The organism is Microbacterium endophyticum (assembly GCF_011047135.1).
GTDB classification, from domain to species: Bacteria; Actinomycetota; Actinomycetes; order Actinomycetales; family Microbacteriaceae; genus Microbacterium; species Microbacterium endophyticum.
In genome coordinates this window covers 344,604-363,723 of sequence record NZ_CP049255.1, presented here as the reverse complement: position 1 = coordinate 363,723, position 19,120 = coordinate 344,604, and the positions used below count along the sequence as shown (strand labels likewise).

Genomic DNA, 19,120 nt, shown 5'->3' with positions numbered 1-19,120 from the left:
TCCCAACTCCTCGAAGTTGTCAAGGAGTGCTGCTGCTGACGCTAAAACAGTCACGGTATGCTGATTTGACACGAAGAGAGAGAAGGGTAAGATAGAGAAGTTGCCCCGGCTGCAAGCTTTAATGCTTAGTCGGAGCGAATACTCTTCCTTTATGAATTGCTTTTAATTCACTAAGTACGAATTGAATTCGAACAAAGTGAATTTGACAAAGCGTTTATAGAGAATAAGATAGAGAAGTTGCCCTGCGTGGAAGGCCGAGAGGCTGGAAAGTGGGAGCATCCGATCCTTGAGAACTCAACAGCGTGCACTTGTCAAATGCCAAATAACCTCTATCTCGTTTCGGCGAGATGAGATTCCTTTGGATCAAAAATCCAGTCTTCGGGCTGGTAACGGATTGTCAGTAATGACATCCTTTTGGTCAGTTCAAACTCGCTGCTTCGACCTTTTTCCGGTTGTTGTATGCATTTTTCTTTTACGGAGAGTTTGATCCTGGCTCAGGATGAACGCTGGCGGCGTGCTTAACACATGCAAGTCGAACGGTGAAGGTGGAGCTTGCTCTGCTGGATCAGTGGCGAACGGGTGAGTAACACGTGAGCAATCTGCCCCTGACTCTGGGATAAGCGCTGGAAACGGCGTCTAATACCGGATATGAACTGCGAAGGCATCTTCAGTAGTTGGAAAGAATTTCGGTCAGGGATGAGCTCGCGGCCTATCAGCTTGTTGGTGAGGTAATGGCTCACCAAGGCGTCGACGGGTAGCCGGCCTGAGAGGGTGACCGGCCACACTGGGACTGAGACACGGCCCAGACTCCTACGGGAGGCAGCAGTGGGGAATATTGCACAATGGGCGCAAGCCTGATGCAGCAACGCCGCGTGAGGGACGACGGCCTTCGGGTTGTAAACCTCTTTTAGCAAGGAAGAAGCGAAAGTGACGGTACTTGCAGAAAAAGCGCCGGCTAACTACGTGCCAGCAGCCGCGGTAATACGTAGGGCGCAAGCGTTATCCGGAATTATTGGGCGTAAAGAGCTCGTAGGCGGTTTGTCGCGTCTGCTGTGAAAACTGGAGGCTCAACCTCCAGCCTGCAGTGGGTACGGGCAGACTAGAGTGCGGTAGGGGAGATTGGAATTCCTGGTGTAGCGGTGGAATGCGCAGATATCAGGAGGAACACCGATGGCGAAGGCAGATCTCTGGGCCGTAACTGACGCTGAGGAGCGAAAGGGTGGGGAGCAAACAGGCTTAGATACCCTGGTAGTCCACCCCGTAAACGTTGGGAACTAGTTGTGGGGTCCATTCCACGGATTCCGTGACGCAGCTAACGCATTAAGTTCCCCGCCTGGGGAGTACGGCCGCAAGGCTAAAACTCAAAGGAATTGACGGGGACCCGCACAAGCGGCGGAGCATGCGGATTAATTCGATGCAACGCGAAGAACCTTACCAAGGCTTGACATATACGAGAACGCTGCAGAAATGTAGTTCTCTTTGGACACTCGTAAACAGGTGGTGCATGGTTGTCGTCAGCTCGTGTCGTGAGATGTTGGGTTAAGTCCCGCAACGAGCGCAACCCTCGTTCTATGTTGCCAGCACGTAATGGTGGGAACTCATGGGATACTGCCGGGGTCAACTCGGAGGAAGGTGGGGATGACGTCAAATCATCATGCCCCTTATGTCTTGGGCTTCACGCATGCTACAATGGCCGGTACAAAGGGCTGCAATACCGTAAGGTGGAGCGAATCCCAAAAAGCCGGTCCCAGTTCGGATTGAGGTCTGCAACTCGACCTCATGAAGTCGGAGTCGCTAGTAATCGCAGATCAGCAACGCTGCGGTGAATACGTTCCCGGGTCTTGTACACACCGCCCGTCAAGTCATGAAAGTCGGTAATGCCTGAAGCCGGTGGCCCAACCCTTGTGGAGGGAGCCGTCGAAGGTAGGATCGGTAATTAGGACTAAGTCGTAACAAGGTAGCCGTACCGGAAGGTGCGGCTGGATCACCTCCTTTCTAAGGAGCACTTGGAGGTCTTCGGACCTTCCAGAGCCAGATTCGAGACATACGTTCTCGACTGGTAGCTCATGGGTGGAACATTTGACAGGGTGTCGCGGGATTGATCTGGAGTTGAGTACGCCGTTTACGGTTGGAAAGGCGATGGTGATTGATTGTGGCACTTGCACGCTGTTGGGTCCTGAGGGACCGGATGATTTCTTCGGGAATCGACGGACTTCAGGGCCTTTTTTGGCGGCCGGTGACGGCACGCGGGAAAGGTACCGCCCGTACTTTGAGAACTACACAGTGGACGCGAGCATCTTAGAGACGATCTTCGGATCGTTTCACAAAGATGATCTTTATAGATCATTAGTCAATTTCATCTAGATTTTTCTAGACCGATTTCGACGAAACTCATGTGATTTCAAGTCTTTAAGAGCAAACGGTGGATGCCTTGGCATCTGGAGCCGAAGAAGGACGTAGCAATCTGCGATAAGCCTCGGGGAGTGGATAAGCACACTGTGATCCGAGGGTGTCCGAATGGGGAAACCCCGCTGGGCGGCGTGCCGACCTAGTGACTCCCGCCTGAATATATAGGGCGGGTAGAGGGAACGTGGGGAAGTGAAACATCTCAGTACCCACAGGAAGAGAAAGCAACCGCGATTCCGTTAGTAGTGGCGAGCGAAACCGGAACAGGCTAAACCGAGTACGTGTGATATCCGGCAGGAGTTGCGTATTCGGGGTTGTGGGACTTTTCATGTTGCTCTGCCGAGCAGCGAGCGTGACAAGTGAGTATAGACGAATGGTATTGAAAGGCCAATCATAGAGGGTGCAAATCCCGTAGTCGAAATGCTTATTCTTGGCGCGAAGAGTATCCCAAGTATCACGGGGCCCGAGAAATCCCGTGTGAATCTGTCAGGACCACCTGATAAGCCTAAATACTCCCAGATGACCGATAGCGGACAAGTACCGTGAGGGAAAGGTGAAAAGTACCCCGGGAGGGGAGTGAAATAGTACCTGAAACCGTTTGCTTACAAACCGTTGGAGCAGCCTTAGTAGCTGTGACAGCGTGCCTTTTGAAGAATGAGCCTGCGAGTTAGCGATACGTGGCGAGGTTAACCCGAGTGGGGTAGCCGTAGCGAAAGCGAGTCTGAATAGGGCGATTCAGTCGCGTGTCCTAGACCCGAAGCGAAGTGATCTATCCATGGCCAGGTTGAAGCGACGGTAAGACGTCGTGGAGGACCGAACCCACTTAGGTTGAAAACTGAGGGGATGAGCTGTGGATAGGGGTGAAAGGCCAATCAAACTTCGTGATAGCTGGTTCTCTCCGAAATGCATTTAGGTGCAGCGTTGCGTGTTTCTTGCCGGAGGTAGAGCTACTGGATGGCCGATGGGCCCTACAAGGTTACTGACGTCAGCCAAACTCCGAATGCCGGTAAGTGAGAGCGCAGCAGTGAGACTGTGGGGGATAAGCTTCATAGTCGAGAGGGAAACAACCCAGACCACCAACTAAGGTCCCTAAGCGCGTGCTAAGTGGGAAAGGATGTGGAGTTGCTTTGACAACCAGGAGGTTGGCTTAGAAGCAGCCACCCTTGAAAGAGTGCGTAATAGCTCACTGGTCAAGTGATTCCGCGCCGACAATGTAACGGGGCTCAAGCACGCCACCGAAGTTGTGGCATTGATATTTTTGGTAGGCCTTCGTGGTCCAGCCGTATTGATGGGTAGGAGAGCGTCGTGTGGCCAGCGAAGCGGCGGTGTGAACCAGCCGTGGAGGCTACACGAGTGAGAATGCAGGCATGAGTAGCGAAAGACGTGTGAGAAACACGTCCTCCGAAAGACCAAGGGTTCCAGGGTCAAGCTAATCTGCCCTGGGTAAGTCGGGACCTAAGGCGAGGCCGACAGGCGTAGTCGATGGACAACGGGTTGATATTCCCGTACCGGCGAAGAACCGCCCAAGCTAATCCAGTGGTGCTAAATGCCCGAATTCCTTTGATTGATCCCTTCGGGGTGAGACGTTGGAGCTAGCGCATGACCCCATGCTGGTGCGGTTAGCGTATTAACAGGTGTGACGCAGGAAGGTAGCCCAAGCCAGGCGATGGTAGTCCTGGTGCAAGTGCGTAGGCCGAGTGATAGGCAAATCCGTCACTCATGAAGGCTGAGACACGATGCGGATAAAAAGTGGGTGATCCTATGCTGCCAAGAAAAGCATCGACGCGAGGTTCAAGCCGCCCGTACCCTAAACCGACTCAGGTGGTCAGGTAGAGAATACCAAGGAGATCGAGAGAATCGTGGTTAAGGAACTCGGCAAAATGCCCCCGTAACTTCGGGAGAAGGGGGGCCTTCGACGTATTAGGACTTGCTCCGAAAGCGTTTGGAGGCCGCAGAGACTAGTGGGTAGCGACTGTTTACTAAAAACACAGGTCCGTGCTAAGTCGCAAGACGATGTATACGGACTGACGCCTGCCCGGTGCTGGAAGGTTAAGAGGAAGGGTCAGCGTAAGCGAAGCTCAGAATTTAAGCCCCAGTAAACGGCGGTGGTAACTATAACCATCCTAAGGTAGCGAAATTCCTTGTCGGGTAAGTTCCGACCTGCACGAATGGCGTAACGACTTCCCAACTGTCTCAACCGCGAACTCGGCGAAATTGCATTACGAGTAAAGATGCTCGTTACGCGCAGCAGGACGGAAAGACCCCGTGACCTTTACTACAGCTTGGTATTGGTGTTCGGTGTGGCTTGTGTAGGATAGGTGGGAGACTTTGAAGCAGGGACGCTAGTTCATGTGGAGTCATTGTTGAAATACCACTCTGGTCACTCTGGATATCTAACTTCGAACCGTAATCCGGTTCAGGGACAGTGCCTGGTGGGTAGTTTAACTGGGGCGGTTGCCTCCCAAAAAGTAACGGAGGCGCCCAAAGGTTCCCTCAATCTGGTTGGCAATCAGATGGCGAGTGTAAGTGCACAAGGGAGCTTGACTGTGAGACTGACAGGTCGAGCAGGGACGAAAGTCGGGACTAGTGATCCGGCAGTGGCTTGTGGAAGCGCTGTCGCTCAACGGATAAAAGGTACCTCGGGGATAACAGGCTGATCTTGCCCAAGAGTCCATATCGACGGCATGGTTTGGCACCTCGATGTCGGCTCGTCGCATCCTGGGGCTGGAGTAGGTCCCAAGGGTTGGGCTGTTCGCCCATTAAAGCGGTACGCGAGCTGGGTTTAGAACGTCGTGAGACAGTTCGGTCCCTATCCGCTGCGCGCGTAGGAAATTTGAGAGGATCTGACCCTAGTACGAGAGGACCGGGTTGGACGAACCTCTGGTGTGTCAGTTGTTCCGCCAGGAGCACCGCTGATTAGCTACGTTCGGGATGGATAACCGCTGAAAGCATCTAAGCGGGAAGCCGGCCTCAAGATGAGATTTCCATACCTTCGGGTGAGAGGCTCCCAGCCAGACTACTGGGTTGATAGGCCGGGTGTGTAAGCGTGGCAACACGTGTAGCTGACCGGTACTAATAAGCCGATGACTTGATAACACATAACCTCTTTGAAGGTGTGCGCGTCCACTGAGTGGTTCTCGATGTACGGTCGAGAACCGCATGAACAACACACATATGCTGTGTTGTGCCTGCATGAAAGTTGCAGGAACTCATGCTTTTGAACGATTGAAACATCAATAGTGTTTCGGCGGCCATAGCGAGAGGGAAACGCCCGGTCACATTCCGAACCCGGAAGCTAAGCCTCTCAGCGCCGATGGTACTGCAGGGGGGACCCTGTGGGAGAGTAGGACACCGCCGGACTTCTTTTAAGAAAAGGGCCACCCAACGCTGGGTGGCCCTTTTCGCATTTACTGGACCTTTTCACGCGTGGCGGCATCCGGTTTTGCCACGTATCCTGGGCATATGTCGAACGTTGAGGATGCAGTAGTCGTATCCGAAGACTTGCTCTCTGCGCTTGAGGTGATCGAGCAGCAGCCCCTGCGGGACAGGGCATCGTCGTATGCGTCCTTGCATGACGATCTTGCTCGTCGGCTGGAGTCGAACCCGGGCGAGAACCGCTCATCGTGACGATGCGTCTCGATGCGGCGCTGGCCGCTTCGGGCCTGGCGCGTTCACGAACTCAAGCTGCGACGCTCATTGCGTCGGGGCTCGTTTCCGTCGACGGAGTCACCGTCGTGAAAGCTTCAGCGCGCGTGTCCGAAGATGCAGTGCTCGAGGTCGCGGCATCCGATCACTACGTGAGCCGCGCGGCTCATAAGCTCATTGCCGCGCTCGATTCGTTCGGCGTCGATCCTCAAGGTCGTGTGGCGCTTGATCTTGGCGCCTCAACAGGCGGTTTTACGCAAGTGCTGCGTGAGCGCGGGGCGGCCCGAGTGATCGCGGCTGACGTCGGCCATGACCAGATCGATCCTGTCATCGCTGCAGACTCGGGCGTGAGCGTCGTCGAAGGTTACAACGTGCGCTACATGACACCTGAGTCGCTTGCGGGTATCTCAGGAATAGACGATGTGCCCGATCTTGTGACCGCCGACCTTTCCTTTATTTCGCTCACGCACGTGTTATCGGCTTTGAAAGACGTGATGGCTGTCAACGGTGATGCCATCTTGCTAGTGAAACCGCAGTTCGAAGCCGGGCGCACAGCGGTAAAGGGAGGCCTTGTGACCTCTCCCGCGGTACGGGCTGATGCGGTGACGACGGTGCTGTGGGCAGCATGGGATCTCGGTCTATCCACTCACGGTGTCATCTCTTCACCGATTGTGGGAACCCACGGTAATCGGGAGTTTGTGGTGCACCTGAAACCTGGAACGGATGGGAATCCGACAGAATGGATACGCACGGTGACCGAACTGACAGGAAGTCGATGACAGAGACCGTACGCAACATTTTGGTTGTCGCGCACGCCCTGCGCGAGGAGACCGTTTTAGCAGCCGTCCGGGTAGCATCTGCGCTGAGCGCAGCTGGCGCGCGTCCGGTCTTTGTGGCGGACGATCGCGATGATCTGATTGCGGCACTTCCCGAGTACACCGACCCTGCAATTCTTGGCCGTGACGTGAATATCGCGGATATCGAGCTCGCGATTGTGCTCGGGGGCGACGGCACAATACTGCGTGCTGCTGAGCTGGTTCGTGATGTCAGTGCACCAGTGCTCGGCATCAATATGGGACACGTCGGTTTTCTGGCAGAAATCGAACGCGACGATATGGACGACGCCGTCGCACGTGTCATCGCGCGCGATTACCGCGTCGAGGAACGACTCGCCCTCGCAGTGCAAGTCAAGGACTCGTCGGGCGACGTTACCTACGAGACGTGGGCGCTCAACGAAGCAACGGTCGAAAAGGCGTCACGCGAACGGATGCTGGAAGTCGTTGTCGAGGTCGACGAACGCCCACTGACCGCGTTCGGATGTGACGGCATCGTCGTATCGACTCCGACCGGTTCGACGGCCTATAACTTCTCAGCGGGTGGCCCCGTCATTTGGCCGGGTGTGCAAGCGATTGCGGTCGTACCGCTGTCAGCGCACGCGCTTTTCGCGAAGCCCCTCGTCATTAACCCTGATGCGCGAATAGCCATCGAGCTGCTGCAGCGCACGAACGGCACCGGGATTTTGTGGTGTGATGGGCGCCGATCACACGAGCTCCCGCCGGGTGCGCGCGTCGTTGTGCGTCAGTCGAGCCGTCCGGTACGGCTAGCTCGCCTGCATCCAGCATCGTTTACTGACCGGCTCGTTCGAAAGTTCCACCTGCCGGTGACGGGCTGGCGCGGACCAGACGGAGACGCTTCGTGATCGAAGAACTGCGGTTGCGTGACCTCGGCGTGATCGCAGACGCGACGTTGCCCATTGGTCGCGGTTTCACCGCGATCACCGGCGAGACCGGTGCTGGTAAAACTATGGTCGTGAGCGGCCTCGGTCTACTGCTCGGTAATCGGGCTGACTCGAGCGCTGTACGTGCGGGAGCCGCGCAAGCCTCCGTTGACGGTGCCTGGCTCGTGTCGGAGACTGGCCCAGTGGCGGACCGCGTCCGCGACGCCGGCGGTGATGTCGAAGCGTTGGGTGACGGGCGTGCGGAGCTGCTGATGGCACGCACTCTTTCTCGCGAGGGTCGCAGTAGGGCGAGCGTCGGCGGTCGGGTTGTGCCGGTAGGAGTGCTCTCCGAGCTCGCCGATCAGCTCGTTGTCGTGCACGGGCAGTCCGATCAACTGCGGCTTCGCTCATCCAGCGCCCAGCGGGATGCCCTTGATCGCTTCGCCGGCGAAGTGGTTACCGAGGCGCTCCGTGAATACCGTGACGCTTTCACGCGCCACCGGCAGATCGACGACGAACTCGACGCGCTCGTGACGTATCGGGGGACTCGCTCAGAAGAGGCTGCACTCTTGCGAGCCCAGATCGCCGAAATCGAGCAGGTCAATCCGCAGCCGGGAGAAGACACGGAGTTGGCCGAGCGCGCACAGCGACTGGCGAACGCGGAAGAGCTCCGAATCTCTGCCGCGACAGCTCACGCCATGCTGGCAAACGAAGATGGTTCGCCCGATGTCGTGACGATTCTGGCTGAAGTGCGCCGAACCCTCGAACGCGCTGATGATCCGATTCTCACCGAAGCCGGTGCGGCCGCGGCAGACCTCGGATATCGCGCCACCGATCTTGCGGCAACGCTTGCTGGCTACCTCGCAGATCTTGACGACGCGGCCCCGGCAGAACTTGCCGCTCTTGAAGAAAGACGCGCTGTACTCGGGGAACTGGTTCGCACTCACGGATCGATTGATGCGGCGATCGAGATGCTCGCGAAGGGATCGGCGCGCCTCACCGAGCTCGACGATGACGATGACAGGGTCGCGCGGCTCGAGGCAGAGCGCGAAACTGCATCCGCTGCCCTCGATTCGGCAGCCAGCGCACTGTCTGCGCATCGACGGGATGCGGCGATGCGACTTGCCGACGCTGTCACTGAAGAGCTCCATGCCCTCGCGCTGCCGGACGCACGCGTCGTTGTCGAAGTTTCTGAGGCGGCACCTACCACGACAGGCCGCGATGAGGTTGCACTGCTCTTGGCGCCGCACCCGGGCGCTGACCCACGCCCCGTCGCTCGCAGCGCATCAGGTGGAGAGCTCAGTCGCGTCATGCTCGCGATCGAAGTCGTCATCGCGGGCACAGACCCCGTTCCGACCTTCGTGTTCGATGAGGTCGATGCTGGTATCGGCGGGGCAGCGGCTATCGAAGTCGGGCGGAGACTCGCGAAGCTCGCAGAATCAGCACAGGTCATTGCTGTGACGCACCTTGCCCAGGTTGCGGCGTTTGCGGGAAACCACCTCGGCGTCGTGAAAGCGAGCGACGGTACCGTGACGGAATCCAGCGTCCGACGCCTTGACGGCCGAGACCGAGAAGCTGAAATGGCGCGACTGCTGTCAGGCCTCGACGACTCTGAAGCGGCTCTCACTCACGCGCGTGAACTTCTGGCCCTCGGGGCAGCTTCTTCATCGTCGGCGAGCACAAGTCGATAACGGGCTGATAGCATAGAAGCCCGTGACGGACTCTCCTGCTGCGGCCTCTTCTAACGACACGACCAAGCACATTTTTGTGACGGGTGGTGTCGTTTCTTCTTTGGGTAAAGGCCTGACGGCGGCAAGCCTCGGCAACCTTCTGACAGCACGCGGTTTACGCGTGGTTATGCAGAAACTTGACCCGTATCTCAACGTAGACCCCGGAACGATGAACCCGTTCCAGCACGGTGAGGTCTTCGTTACCGACGACGGGGCTGAGACAGACCTCGACATCGGACACTACGAGCGCTTTCTCGACATTCAGTTGAGTCAGGCCGCGAACGTGACCACCGGGCAGATTTATTCTCAGGTGATCGCGCGAGAGCGCCGCGGCGAGTATCTCGGCGACACTGTGCAGGTCATCCCGCACATCACCGACGAGATCAAGCGCCGCATGCGGTTGCAGGCCGATGAAACGCCGAAGCCCGACGTCATCATCACTGAAATCGGTGGCACTGTCGGCGACATCGAGTCTCAGCCGTTCATCGAGTCAGCTCGTCAGATTCGTCACGAACTGGGGCGCCAGAACGTTTTCTTCGTTCACGTGTCACTCGTGCCGTTCATGGGCGCGTCGGGCGAGCAGAAGACCAAGCCGACGCAGCACTCGGTGGCAACGCTTCGCTCGATCGGTATTCAGCCTGATGCTCTCGTGCTTCGCAGCGACCGACCGGTGACCGAGTCGAACAAGCGCAAGATCGCTCTCATGTGTGACGTCGACGAAGACGCTGTAGTCAACGCTGTTGACGTTCCGAGTATTTACGACATCCCCACGATGCTGCACGATCAAAATCTTGATCAGTACATCGTGCGGACGCTCGGGATCGATAAGGCGGAAGACGTGGACTGGACTCGCTGGGGTCGTCTGCTCGAAGCCGTGCACAACCCCAAGCACGAAGTGACCATCGGTCTCGTAGGTAAGTACATCGACCTGCCGGATGCGTATCTCTCGGTCACCGAAGCGTTGAAAGCTGGCGGATTCGGTCAGGAAACGCACGTCAAAGTGAACTGGGTTCCCTCCGACAGCTGCGAAACCCCAGAGGGCGCTGAACGCGCACTCGCACACCTCGATGGCATCATCGTTCCCGGTGGTTTCGGCATCCGCGGTATCGAAGGCAAGCTCGGTGCGCTCAAATTCGCACGAGAACAGGGCATTCCGACGCTCGGGATCTGCCTGGGCCTGCAGTGCATGGTTGTGGAGTATGCACGCAATGTGGTGGGGCTTGAAGGCGCATCATCGAGCGAGTTCGATCCCGACACCGAGTTCCCTGTGATTGCGACGATGGCTGAGCAGGTCGATATTCTCGACCACGGCGACATGGGCGGCACGATGCGTCTGGGTCTTTACCCGGCGCAGTTGCGTGAGGGATCGCTCGCAGAAGAGGTCTATGGCGACGACCTCGTGTCGGAGCGTCACCGTCACCGCTACGAGGTCAACAACGCGTACCGTGACCAGCTAGCCGAGGCGGGTCTCGTCTTCTCCGGCTTGTCGCCCGACCGCAACCTCGTCGAGTATGTGGAGCTTCCGAAAGACAAGCACCCGTACTACATCGCAACTCAGGCTCACCCCGAGCTGCGGTCGCGTCCGACGGCGCCGCATCCGCTCTTCCGTGGCCTTGTCAGTGCAGCGCTCGAACGCCACCGCGCGAGCGAACTCTTCGACGTGGATCGCGGTTAGTCGATGTCTTCTGCTGATCTGCACGACGAAAACGTCACGCCCGATATCGTCGCCTCGGAGCTCGTGTACGAGGGACGCGTGTGGGACGTGCGAAGTGAGAAGTTCCGGTACAACGGTGCTGAGCTCGAGCGACAGTTCGTCGACCACCCGGGCGCTGCCGCAGTCGTGGCGCTCGACGACGAAAACCGTGTGCTGCTGATTCAGCAGTATCGGCACCCCATTCGTACCCGCGATTGGGAGATTCCCGCGGGACTGCTCGACGTCGAAGGTGAGCCTCCGATGGAAGCTGCCAAGCGCGAGCTCGCCGAAGAGGTTGATGTTGTCGCACGCGAGTGGGAACCACTCGTGAGTGTGTTCACAACGCCCGGCGGCAACGACGAGGTCATTCATGTGTTCTTGGCGCGTGGACTCAGCGCCACTGAGGAGACGTTCGACCGCGACGAAGAGGAAGCCGACATCCGCACCGAGTGGGTGCCGCTCGACGAGGCGGTTTCTGCTGTGCTCGCGGGTCGTATGCGAAATGGCATTCTGAGCGTCGGCGTGCTGGCGGCATCCGAACGCTTGCGACGTGGAGCATCCGCATCCTGACATGAACCTCGATCGCGCTGTCGATACGTACCTGCGACATGTCGCGATTGAGCGAGGCCTGTCGGACCATACGGTCGCGGCCTATCGTCGCGACCTTGATGTGTACACGTCGTGGCTGACGACGCTCGACATTGCAGACTCGGATGCCGTCACCCCGGCGATCGTCGCAGATTTCGTGGCCGAGCGAGCGAATACCGAGCCGCCGCCCGCGGCCTCGAGTCTTGCGCGGTTGCAATCGTCGGTGCGGAACTTTCATCGCTTTCTGAGTGCCGAAGGATCCGCGGTGGCTGACCCCACGGGAAAGCTCCGGCCGCCGGTACAGCCGAAGCGACTGCCGAAAGCGCTGACGATCGAGCAGATCGAAGCACTGCTTGCTGCCCCCGATGTGTCAAACATTTCGGGCGTCCGCGACCGGGCTCTCTTGGAGATGCTCTACGCGACGGGTGCTCGCGTGTCGGAGCTCGTACAGCTCGACGTTGATGACCTCACTGACGCCGACATTGTTCGGGTGCGCGGTAAGGGCTCGAAAGAGCGCATGGTGCCGGTTGGCTCATTTGCTCGAACTGCCCTCGACGCGTACCTCACTCGTGCTCGCCCTGAGCTTGCGCGCCGGGGAAAGGGCACGCCGCGCCTGTTTCTTGGCGTGCGGGGTGCACCTCTTTCGCGACAGAGCGTGTGGCTTATCATCCAGGCTGCAGCTGAAACCGCCGGCCTCTCGGCCCACGTATCTCCCCACACGTTTCGGCACTCGTTTGCGACCCACCTGCTGCAGGGGGGAGCCGACGTGCGTGTGGTGCAAGAGCTTCTCGGCCACGCGTCTGTGGCAACGACGCAGATTTACACGCACGTGTCGATCGACGCCCTGCGCGACGTTTACGCGACGTCTCACCCTCGCGCCCTCTAGCTCGTCTGAGCGCGCTCGGTGTGCCCAGGTATTGCGAAAGCCTATGCGCCGGTAGAATCAAAAGATCGTGTACGTGAGAGCAGGAGAACGGTGACGGGCAGCGCAGCAAAGTCCACGGCTAAGTCGCCGAAGAAGGGCGAGACAGCCACTCTGGGAGCGACGGGTCGCCCCTATCGGGGTTTTGCGACTCCGCCCGCACTCGATTCACATGGGCCCGCGCGCATCATTGCGCTTTGCAATCAAAAGGGTGGCGTCGGTAAAACGACGACGACCATCAACCTTGCCGCAGCTCTTGCCGAGTATGGTCGCCGTGTCTTGACGATCGACTTCGACCCGCAGGGTGCGCTTTCAGCAGGGCTCGGCATCGATACCCATGACATGCCGACCATTTACGATCTGCTGCTCGACACGAAGCGCGATCCGCAAGATGTGATTGTGCAGACGTCAGTACCTGGCCTCGACATCATGCCGGCCAACATCGATCTGTCTGCCGCTGAAGTGCACCTCGTCAATGAGGTCGCACGCGAGACAATTCTCTCGCGTGTGCTCCGGAAAGTCGCTGGTGACTATGACGTCATCCTCATCGACTGCCAGCCGTCGCTTGGCCTTCTCACCGTCAATGCGTTGACGGCAAGTCATGGTGTGCTCATCCCTCTGGAGTGCGAGTTCTTTGCGCTCCGTGGGGTTGCGCTGCTGATTGAGACGATCGACAAGGTGCGCGATCGCCTCAACCCCTCGATCACGCTCGACGGTGTTGTCGCGACGATGTACGACCCGCGCACGCTCCACTCGCGTGAAGTTCTCGAACGGGTCGTCGACGCCTTCGGCGATGACGTGCTTGAAACCGTGATCGGACGCACCGTGAAGTTTCCGGATGCCTCGGTTGCCGGTGTGCCGATTACCGAGTTTGCTCCGGAGCACCCCGCAGCGCAGGCGTACCTGCGTCTGGCGCGGGAGCTGGTGGCCCGTGGCGCTGTCGCCTGATCCCGATTCGGGAACAGAAGCCACAGCCGAAGGATTCCGCGTATCGCTCGGCGTGTTTGATGGTCCATTCGACCTCTTGCTCACGCTGATTTCAAAGCACGAACTCGATATCACGGAGGTTGCCCTCAGCACGGTGACCGATGAGTTCATTTCGTATCTTCGGGCGCTGGATCCCGATGAAGAGATGGAACAGGCATCCGGCTTTCTCGTGGTTGCGGCAACGCTGCTCGACATGAAAGTCGCCGGGCTCCTGCCGCAGGGCGAGTTTGTCGATGCTGAGTCGGTCGCGCTACTCGAAGCGCGCGACCTCTTGTTTGCGCGGTTGCTGCAATACCGAGCCTTCAAAGACGTATCGACGTGGTTTGCGGAGAAGCTCCAGAGGGAAGACGCCCGCCACACCCGTTCGGTGCGGTTGGAAGAGAAATACCGCCGAGCAACCCCGGAGCTCGTCTGGACCCTCTCTGCGGGGGACTTCGCCGCGCTTGCTCTCTTTGCGATGACACCGAAAGAGATTCCGATCGTTGGGCTCGACCACCTTCACGCCCCACTCGTGAGTATTCGCGAGCAGGCAGCGATTGTCGTGACGTTTCTTCGAAATGCCGGCACCGTGAGTTTTCGTGAACTGATCGCCGGCGTATCAATGCCCGGCGTGGTCGTGGCCAGGTTCTTATCGGTGCTCGAGCTTTATCGCCATGCAGCCTTGACGTTCGAGCAGCTCGAGCCGCTCGGCGAACTGACTTTGCGCTGGACAGCAGAACGCTGGTCCGACGAAAACCTCGCCTCGCTGGGAGCAGATTATGACCGATGATGTTGCAGGCCGACTCGAAGCGATCCTTCTCGTGGTCGATGAACCACAGAGCCTCGTGAGTCTTGCGACCGCCATCGCGGCCCCCGTGCCCGCGGTGCGACAGGCGATCGAAGAACTCGTCGCCGATTACGACGGTGAGCGTGGCGGCCGGCGGCGCGGATTTGAGCTTCGCGAAGTTGGTGGCGGCTGGCGCCTCTACGTGCGCGCCGAGTTCGATCCGGTGGTCGCAGAATTCGTTTCGTCGCAGTCGCCGTCGCGTCTTTCGCAGGCGGCGCTTGAGACTCTTGCCGTGATTGCGTACAAGCAACCCGTCTCTCGCGGGCAGGTAGCTTCGATCCGTGCAGTGAACGTGGATTCTGTAGTGCGTACGCTGGTAGCACGCGGGCTCATCACCGAGGTTGCGACCGATTCTGAAACCGGCGCGATTCTTTACGGCACATCCGATGCGCTGCTCGTGAATCTCGGCATCAACTCGCTTGACGAGCTGCCCCCCATTTCTCCGCTGCTGTCTGATGGCGCTGACGGATTTGACCAGGAAGTTATTCGATGACAGACCTCACTCCCGAACGCAGCACCGACGGTGTGCGCCTACAAAAGGTGCTCTCTGGTGCGGGCGTTGCATCGCGCCGTGTCGCCGAGAACTACATCGTCGACGGTCGGGTACGAGTGAACGGCGAGGTCGTCACGGAGCTCGGCCGGCGCATCGATCCTGAGACTGATCTCGTCGATGTCGACGGCACTGCGATTCAGCTCGACGCCAGCAAGCGCTATGTCGTCTTGAACAAGCCCACTGGCGTTGTCAGCACGATGAAAGACGAACATAGTCGCCCCGATCTTCGTCGCTTCACGCAGGACTGGGAAGAGCGCCTCTTCAACGTGGGCCGATTGGATGCCGAGACCAGCGGTCTCTTACTGCTCACCAATGACGGCGCACTCGCGCACGTGCTCGCCCACCCGTCCTTCGGCGTGACCAAGGTCTACATCGCCAAGGTGCGCGGAAAAGTCACCGGCCAGACGGTTGCAACCCTCACTCGGGGGATTGAGCTGGAAGATGGCCCGATCTCCGCTGACCGTGCACGCGTCATCGACGTCTCGGGCAGCGACAGCGAAGACGCCACGAGCCTCGTGGAGCTGACCCTGCACTCGGGCCGCAATCGTATCGTTCGTCGCATGATGGCTGAGGTGGGGCATCCGGTGATTGACCTGGTGCGACGCCAGTTTGGTCCGCTGCACCTCGGGTCGTTGCCCGTAGGGCGCGCCCGCGAATTGACTACAGTTGAACAGGGCGCGCTTTTGACACTTTCTCGCGGCCACAACACGAGCGCGGAGGAAGCGCAGGACCAGGAGACCGAGTGAGCGAGCAGAACGTACCTGTACGCCCTCGCGTTGCTGCACGCACCAGCGGTCTTGTTCGCATCGTGGGTGCTGGGCTCCTCGGATCAAGCATCGGTCACGCACTTCGCGCGCTTGACGTCGAGGTTGCTCTTGAAGACGCGTCTCCCGCGCAGCTACGCCTCGCGGTCGACTACGGCGCAGGTCGCCGGGCGACACCTGATGACAAGCCCGGCCTGATCGTGGTTGCTGTTCCGCCCGACGTGACGGCAAGCGTGATCGCGCGTGAACTTCAGACATACCCGGATGCCGTTGTGACCGACGTCGCGAGCATCAAACTCGAGCCGTTGCAGCAGCTCCGAAACGACGGTGTCGACGTGACCCGATACATCGGCTCACACCCCCTTGCAGGACGCGAACGCGGCGGAGCGATTGCCGCCCGCGCCGATATCTTCCGCGGACGGCCCTGGGTCGTTTGCCGCGATGAAGAGACGACACCCGCCGACCTTTCGCTCGTAGAAGGACTCGCGCTCGACCTCGGTGCGCTGCTCGTTGAGATGAGTCCAGAAGAGCACGACCGTTCGGTGGCGCTCATCTCCCACGTGCCCCAGGTTGTCGCCTCTCTGCTCGCTGGACGCTTTGTCACGGCTCCCGATGACGCGCTGTCGCTCGCAGGTCAGGGTGTTCGCGACACGACTCGCATTGCCGCCTCTGACCCAGAGCTCTGGGTGCAGATTCTCGAGGGAAATTCCGCGCCCGTCGTAGATGTGCTCGACGCACTCGCTGCCGACCTGTCGACGCTCGCTGACGCTCTTCGTGCGCCCGACGAGCCAGGTGCGCGACGTGCCGTCGCCGACGCCATCCGTCAAGGAAATCTGGGTGTCGAAAGGCTGCCCGGAAAGCACGGCCAGAACCGCCGGTTTGAAACCGTTGTCGTGATGGTGGATGACACCGCCGGCCAGCTCGGTCGTCTGTTCGGTGAACTTGGCGAGCTCGATGTGAACGTCGAAGATCTGCGCCTCGAACACTCGCCGGGAGCCCAGTTCGGCCTCGCTGAGATCAGCGTGGAACCGGCTGTCGTGACGCGCGCGACCGAAGGACTTGCCGCCCGCGGCTGGAAGATTGCGAGCCTCCATGACTGATCAGATTGTCGTCGCAATCGACGGCCCCGCCGGCAGCGGTAAGTCGAGCGTCTCGAAAGAGGTGGCTCGAAAGCTCGGCTTCGGATACCTCGACACCGGTGCTGCCTACCGCGCGCTTGCCTGGTACGCGCTGGATGAGAACGTCGATACCGCAGATGCTTCGGCGATTGCGGATGCCGCAACTGTTTTTCCCTATGCCATCTCGCTCGACCCCGACCTGTACTGGGTGCGGGTCGGCGAAACCGATGTCACGTCGGCGATTCGGGAGCCTCGGGTGGCAGCCGCAGTGAGCGCTGTCGCCCGTGTACCGGCCGTTCGTGACAGCGTGAATGCCGCCTTTCGCCGCCTGATCGGCGAAGCGACAGCCCCCGGAGTCGTCGTCGAAGGGCGTGACATCACGACGGTGGTTGCCCCCGATGCTCCGGTACGACTGCTGCTGACAGCGGCCCCCGAAGTGCGGGCCGCGCGGCGGAGCGCCGAACTTACAAGCGAAGATGCGGCATCCGTTGCTGCCGCTCTTCACCAGCGTGACGCGTCTGATGCGCGCGTTGCCGACTTTTTGACGGCCGCCGAAGGCGTGACCGTCGTTGATTCCACTGATCTCGATTTCGCTGCGACCGTGGATGCGGTGCTCGAAATCGTGCGTACCCAGACGGGAGAACACCATGGGGACTGAAGAAGAATACGAGGGCGGCGAGGATCGACTCGTCGAAACGCTTGCGAACCTCGACGAGGAGCTTGTCGAACAGCGCGCTACTGCGCTGCGCGCCGGATTGTCGGACTACGAACTCGATGACGACGACGCAGCACTGCTGCAGGAGATGGGCATCGGCGAAGACGGTGTCGAGTACCTGCCGGCGCTGCCGGTCGTGGCAATCGTCGGCCGCCCGAACGTGGGCAAGTCAGCGCTCGTCAACCGCATCCTGGGGCGCCGCGAGGCCGTGGTCGAAGACACCCCTGGTGTCACACGTGACCGCGTGATGTATCGCTCGGAGTGGCAAGATCGTCGCTTCACGCTCGTCGACACCGGCGGATGGGAGCCCGACGCGCGCGGCATCGACCGCTCGGTTGCCGCCCAGGCTGAGATCGCCATCGACCTGTGTGACGTCGTCATGTTTGTCGTTGACGCAACGGTTGGTGCGACCTCGACCGACGAGCACGTTGTGAAGCTGCTGCGTCGCTCGGGTAAGCCTGTCTTCCTCGTGGCCAACAAGGTTGATGACGCGACCCACGAGCCCGAAGCTGCAGCGCTGTGGGCGCTCGGTCTCGGTACGCCGTACCCGGTCTCCGCCATCCATGGCCGTGGTGTTGCCGACCTCCTCGACGAGATCATGAAGGTACTGCCCGAGATCTCGGCCGTTGCCAAGCAGGAGATCGGTGGACCACGTCGCGTGGCGATTCTTGGTCGCCCGAACGTCGGCAAGTCGTCGCTGCTCAACAAGGCAGCCGGCGAAGAGCGCGTTGTCGTCAACGAACTTGCGGGCACGACACGCGACCCGGTTGATGAGATCGTCGACCTCGGCGGAAAGCTCTGGCGCTTCGTCGACACCGCGGGAATCCGTCGTCGCGTGCACCTGCAGCAGGGCGCCGACTTCTACGCATCGCTTCGTACCTCGGCAGCGCTCGAAAAGGCTGAAGTTGCCGTCGTCGTGCTCGACGTGTCGCAGTCGCTGAGTGAGCAGGACGTGCGCATCATCGACCTCGTGCTCGAATCGGGCCGCGCGCTGGTTCTCGCTTTCAACAAATGGGATCTGCTCAACACTCCCGAGTACGAAGATGCCGAGCGTCGCCGTTACCTCGAGCGTGAGATCGAGCAAGACCTCGCGCACGTCGCGTGGGCGCCTCGCGTCAACATCTCGGCCCGCACGGGTCGCCACCTCGAGAAGCTCGTGCCCGCTCTCGAAGTGGCTCTCGCCTCGTGGGATCAGCGCATCGCGACCGGAAAGTTCAATGCGTTCCTTTCCGAGCTCGTCGCCGAGCACCCGCACCCGTTGCGTGGTGGAAAGCAGCCACGCATTCTGTTCGGTACCCAGGCGTCAACGCGCCCGCCGACATTCGTGCTCTTTACGACCGGGTTCCTCGACCCGGGCTACCGTCGCTTCATTCAGCGCCGGTTGCGCGAGGTGTATGGTTTCGAGGGCACCCCGATCATCACAAACATGCGCGTGCGCGAAAAGCGCCAGCGCTAA

At 59.5% G+C, this 19,120-nt stretch carries 14 protein-coding genes and 3 rRNA genes; all 17 read left to right on the top strand.

The genetic code is table 11. The features are described 5' to 3' along the window. Window positions 1-471 precede the first annotated feature (471 nt). Window positions 472-1,995 (top strand): 16S ribosomal RNA (locus tag G6N83_RS01760). 404 nt (window positions 1,996-2,399) lie between these two features. Next, window positions 2,400-5,502 (top strand): 23S ribosomal RNA (locus G6N83_RS01755). A 147-nt stretch (window positions 5,503-5,649) separates the two neighbouring features. After that, a 5S ribosomal RNA gene (rrf, locus tag G6N83_RS01750) occupies window positions 5,650-5,766 on the top strand. The 16S, 23S and 5S rRNA genes sit together here, the layout of an rRNA operon. A 102-nt stretch (window positions 5,767-5,868) precedes the next feature. Continuing rightward, entirely contained in the window at window positions 5,869-6,033 is a 165-nt protein-coding gene (locus G6N83_RS01745; RefSeq protein ID WP_165138704.1) for a hypothetical protein, read from the top strand. Continuing rightward, window positions 6,030-6,830 (top strand): TlyA family RNA methyltransferase, encoded by an 801-nt coding sequence (locus G6N83_RS01740; protein WP_165138702.1) that lies wholly within the window; start codon window positions 6,030-6,032, stop codon window positions 6,828-6,830. Before G6N83_RS01745 ends, G6N83_RS01740 begins: the two co-directional genes overlap by 4 nt. Then, complete coding sequence (locus tag G6N83_RS01735) at window positions 6,827-7,750, top strand: NAD kinase (RefSeq protein ID WP_165138700.1); 924 nt, start codon at window positions 6,827-6,829, stop codon at window positions 7,748-7,750. Before G6N83_RS01740 ends, G6N83_RS01735 begins: the two co-directional genes overlap by 4 nt. Continuing rightward, on the top strand, window positions 7,747-9,459 hold the full coding sequence (gene recN / locus G6N83_RS01730; RefSeq protein ID WP_165138698.1) for a DNA repair protein RecN: 1,713 nt from the start codon (window positions 7,747-7,749) through the stop codon (window positions 9,457-9,459). The genes G6N83_RS01735 and recN overlap by 4 nt, the downstream gene beginning before the upstream one ends. Window positions 9,460-9,481: 22 nt before the next feature. Beyond that, on the top strand, window positions 9,482-11,173 hold the full coding sequence (locus G6N83_RS01725) for a CTP synthase (RefSeq protein ID WP_165138696.1): 1,692 nt from the start codon (window positions 9,482-9,484) through the stop codon (window positions 11,171-11,173). 3 nt (window positions 11,174-11,176) lie between these two features. Beyond that, window positions 11,177-11,761, top strand: a complete 585-nt coding sequence (locus G6N83_RS01720; RefSeq protein WP_165138694.1) for an NUDIX domain-containing protein — start codon at window positions 11,177-11,179, stop codon at window positions 11,759-11,761. 1 nt (window position 11,762) lies between these two features. Then, window positions 11,763-12,665, top strand: coding sequence for a site-specific tyrosine recombinase XerD (gene xerD, locus G6N83_RS01715; RefSeq protein WP_165138692.1), 903 nt, complete (start codon window positions 11,763-11,765; stop codon window positions 12,663-12,665). A gap of 90 nt (window positions 12,666-12,755) precedes the next feature. Then, on the top strand, window positions 12,756-13,649 hold the full coding sequence (locus G6N83_RS01710; RefSeq protein ID WP_165138690.1) for a ParA family protein: 894 nt from the start codon (window positions 12,756-12,758) through the stop codon (window positions 13,647-13,649). Next, on the top strand, window positions 13,633-14,457 hold the full coding sequence (locus tag G6N83_RS01705; protein ID WP_241246248.1) for a segregation and condensation protein A: 825 nt from the start codon (window positions 13,633-13,635) through the stop codon (window positions 14,455-14,457). Before G6N83_RS01710 ends, G6N83_RS01705 begins: the two co-directional genes overlap by 17 nt. Further along, window positions 14,447-15,007, top strand: a complete 561-nt coding sequence (gene scpB / locus G6N83_RS01700; protein ID WP_165138686.1) for an SMC-Scp complex subunit ScpB — start codon at window positions 14,447-14,449, stop codon at window positions 15,005-15,007. Before G6N83_RS01705 ends, scpB begins: the two co-directional genes overlap by 11 nt. Further along, window positions 15,004-15,813, top strand: coding sequence for a pseudouridine synthase (locus G6N83_RS01695; protein WP_165138684.1), 810 nt, complete (start codon window positions 15,004-15,006; stop codon window positions 15,811-15,813). Before scpB ends, G6N83_RS01695 begins: the two co-directional genes overlap by 4 nt. Continuing rightward, entirely contained in the window at window positions 15,810-16,931 is a 1,122-nt protein-coding gene (locus G6N83_RS01690) for a prephenate dehydrogenase (protein ID WP_165138682.1), read from the top strand. Before G6N83_RS01695 ends, G6N83_RS01690 begins: the two co-directional genes overlap by 4 nt. Further along, complete coding sequence (cmk, locus tag G6N83_RS01685) at window positions 16,924-17,607, top strand: (d)CMP kinase (protein WP_165138680.1); 684 nt, start codon at window positions 16,924-16,926, stop codon at window positions 17,605-17,607. Before G6N83_RS01690 ends, cmk begins: the two co-directional genes overlap by 8 nt. Further along, the gene (gene der / locus G6N83_RS01680) at window positions 17,597-19,120 is read left to right on the top strand and encodes a ribosome biogenesis GTPase Der (protein ID WP_165138678.1); all 1,524 of its coding nucleotides are present in this window, start codon (window positions 17,597-17,599) and stop codon (window positions 19,118-19,120) included. Before cmk ends, der begins: the two co-directional genes overlap by 11 nt.

Excerpts from the sequence above, each read along its gene's own strand:
- G6N83_RS01720 (WP_165138694.1), top strand. The coding sequence starts at position 11,177 with ATGTCTTCTGCTGATCTGCACGACGAAAACGTCACGCCCGATATCGTC.
- der (WP_165138678.1), top strand. The coding sequence starts at position 17,597 with ATGGGGACTGAAGAAGAATACGAGGGCGGCGAGGATCGACTCGTCGAA.
- scpB (WP_165138686.1), top strand. The coding sequence starts at position 14,447 with ATGACCGATGATGTTGCAGGCCGACTCGAAGCGATCCTTCTCGTGGTC.
- G6N83_RS01745 (WP_165138704.1), top strand. The coding sequence starts at position 5,869 with ATGTCGAACGTTGAGGATGCAGTAGTCGTATCCGAAGACTTGCTCTCT.
- G6N83_RS01735 (WP_165138700.1), top strand. The coding sequence starts at position 6,827 with ATGACAGAGACCGTACGCAACATTTTGGTTGTCGCGCACGCCCTGCGC.
- G6N83_RS01695 (WP_165138684.1), top strand. The coding sequence starts at position 15,004 with ATGACAGACCTCACTCCCGAACGCAGCACCGACGGTGTGCGCCTACAA.
- xerD (WP_165138692.1), top strand. The coding sequence starts at position 11,763 with ATGAACCTCGATCGCGCTGTCGATACGTACCTGCGACATGTCGCGATT.
- cmk (WP_165138680.1), top strand. The coding sequence starts at position 16,924 with ATGACTGATCAGATTGTCGTCGCAATCGACGGCCCCGCCGGCAGCGGT.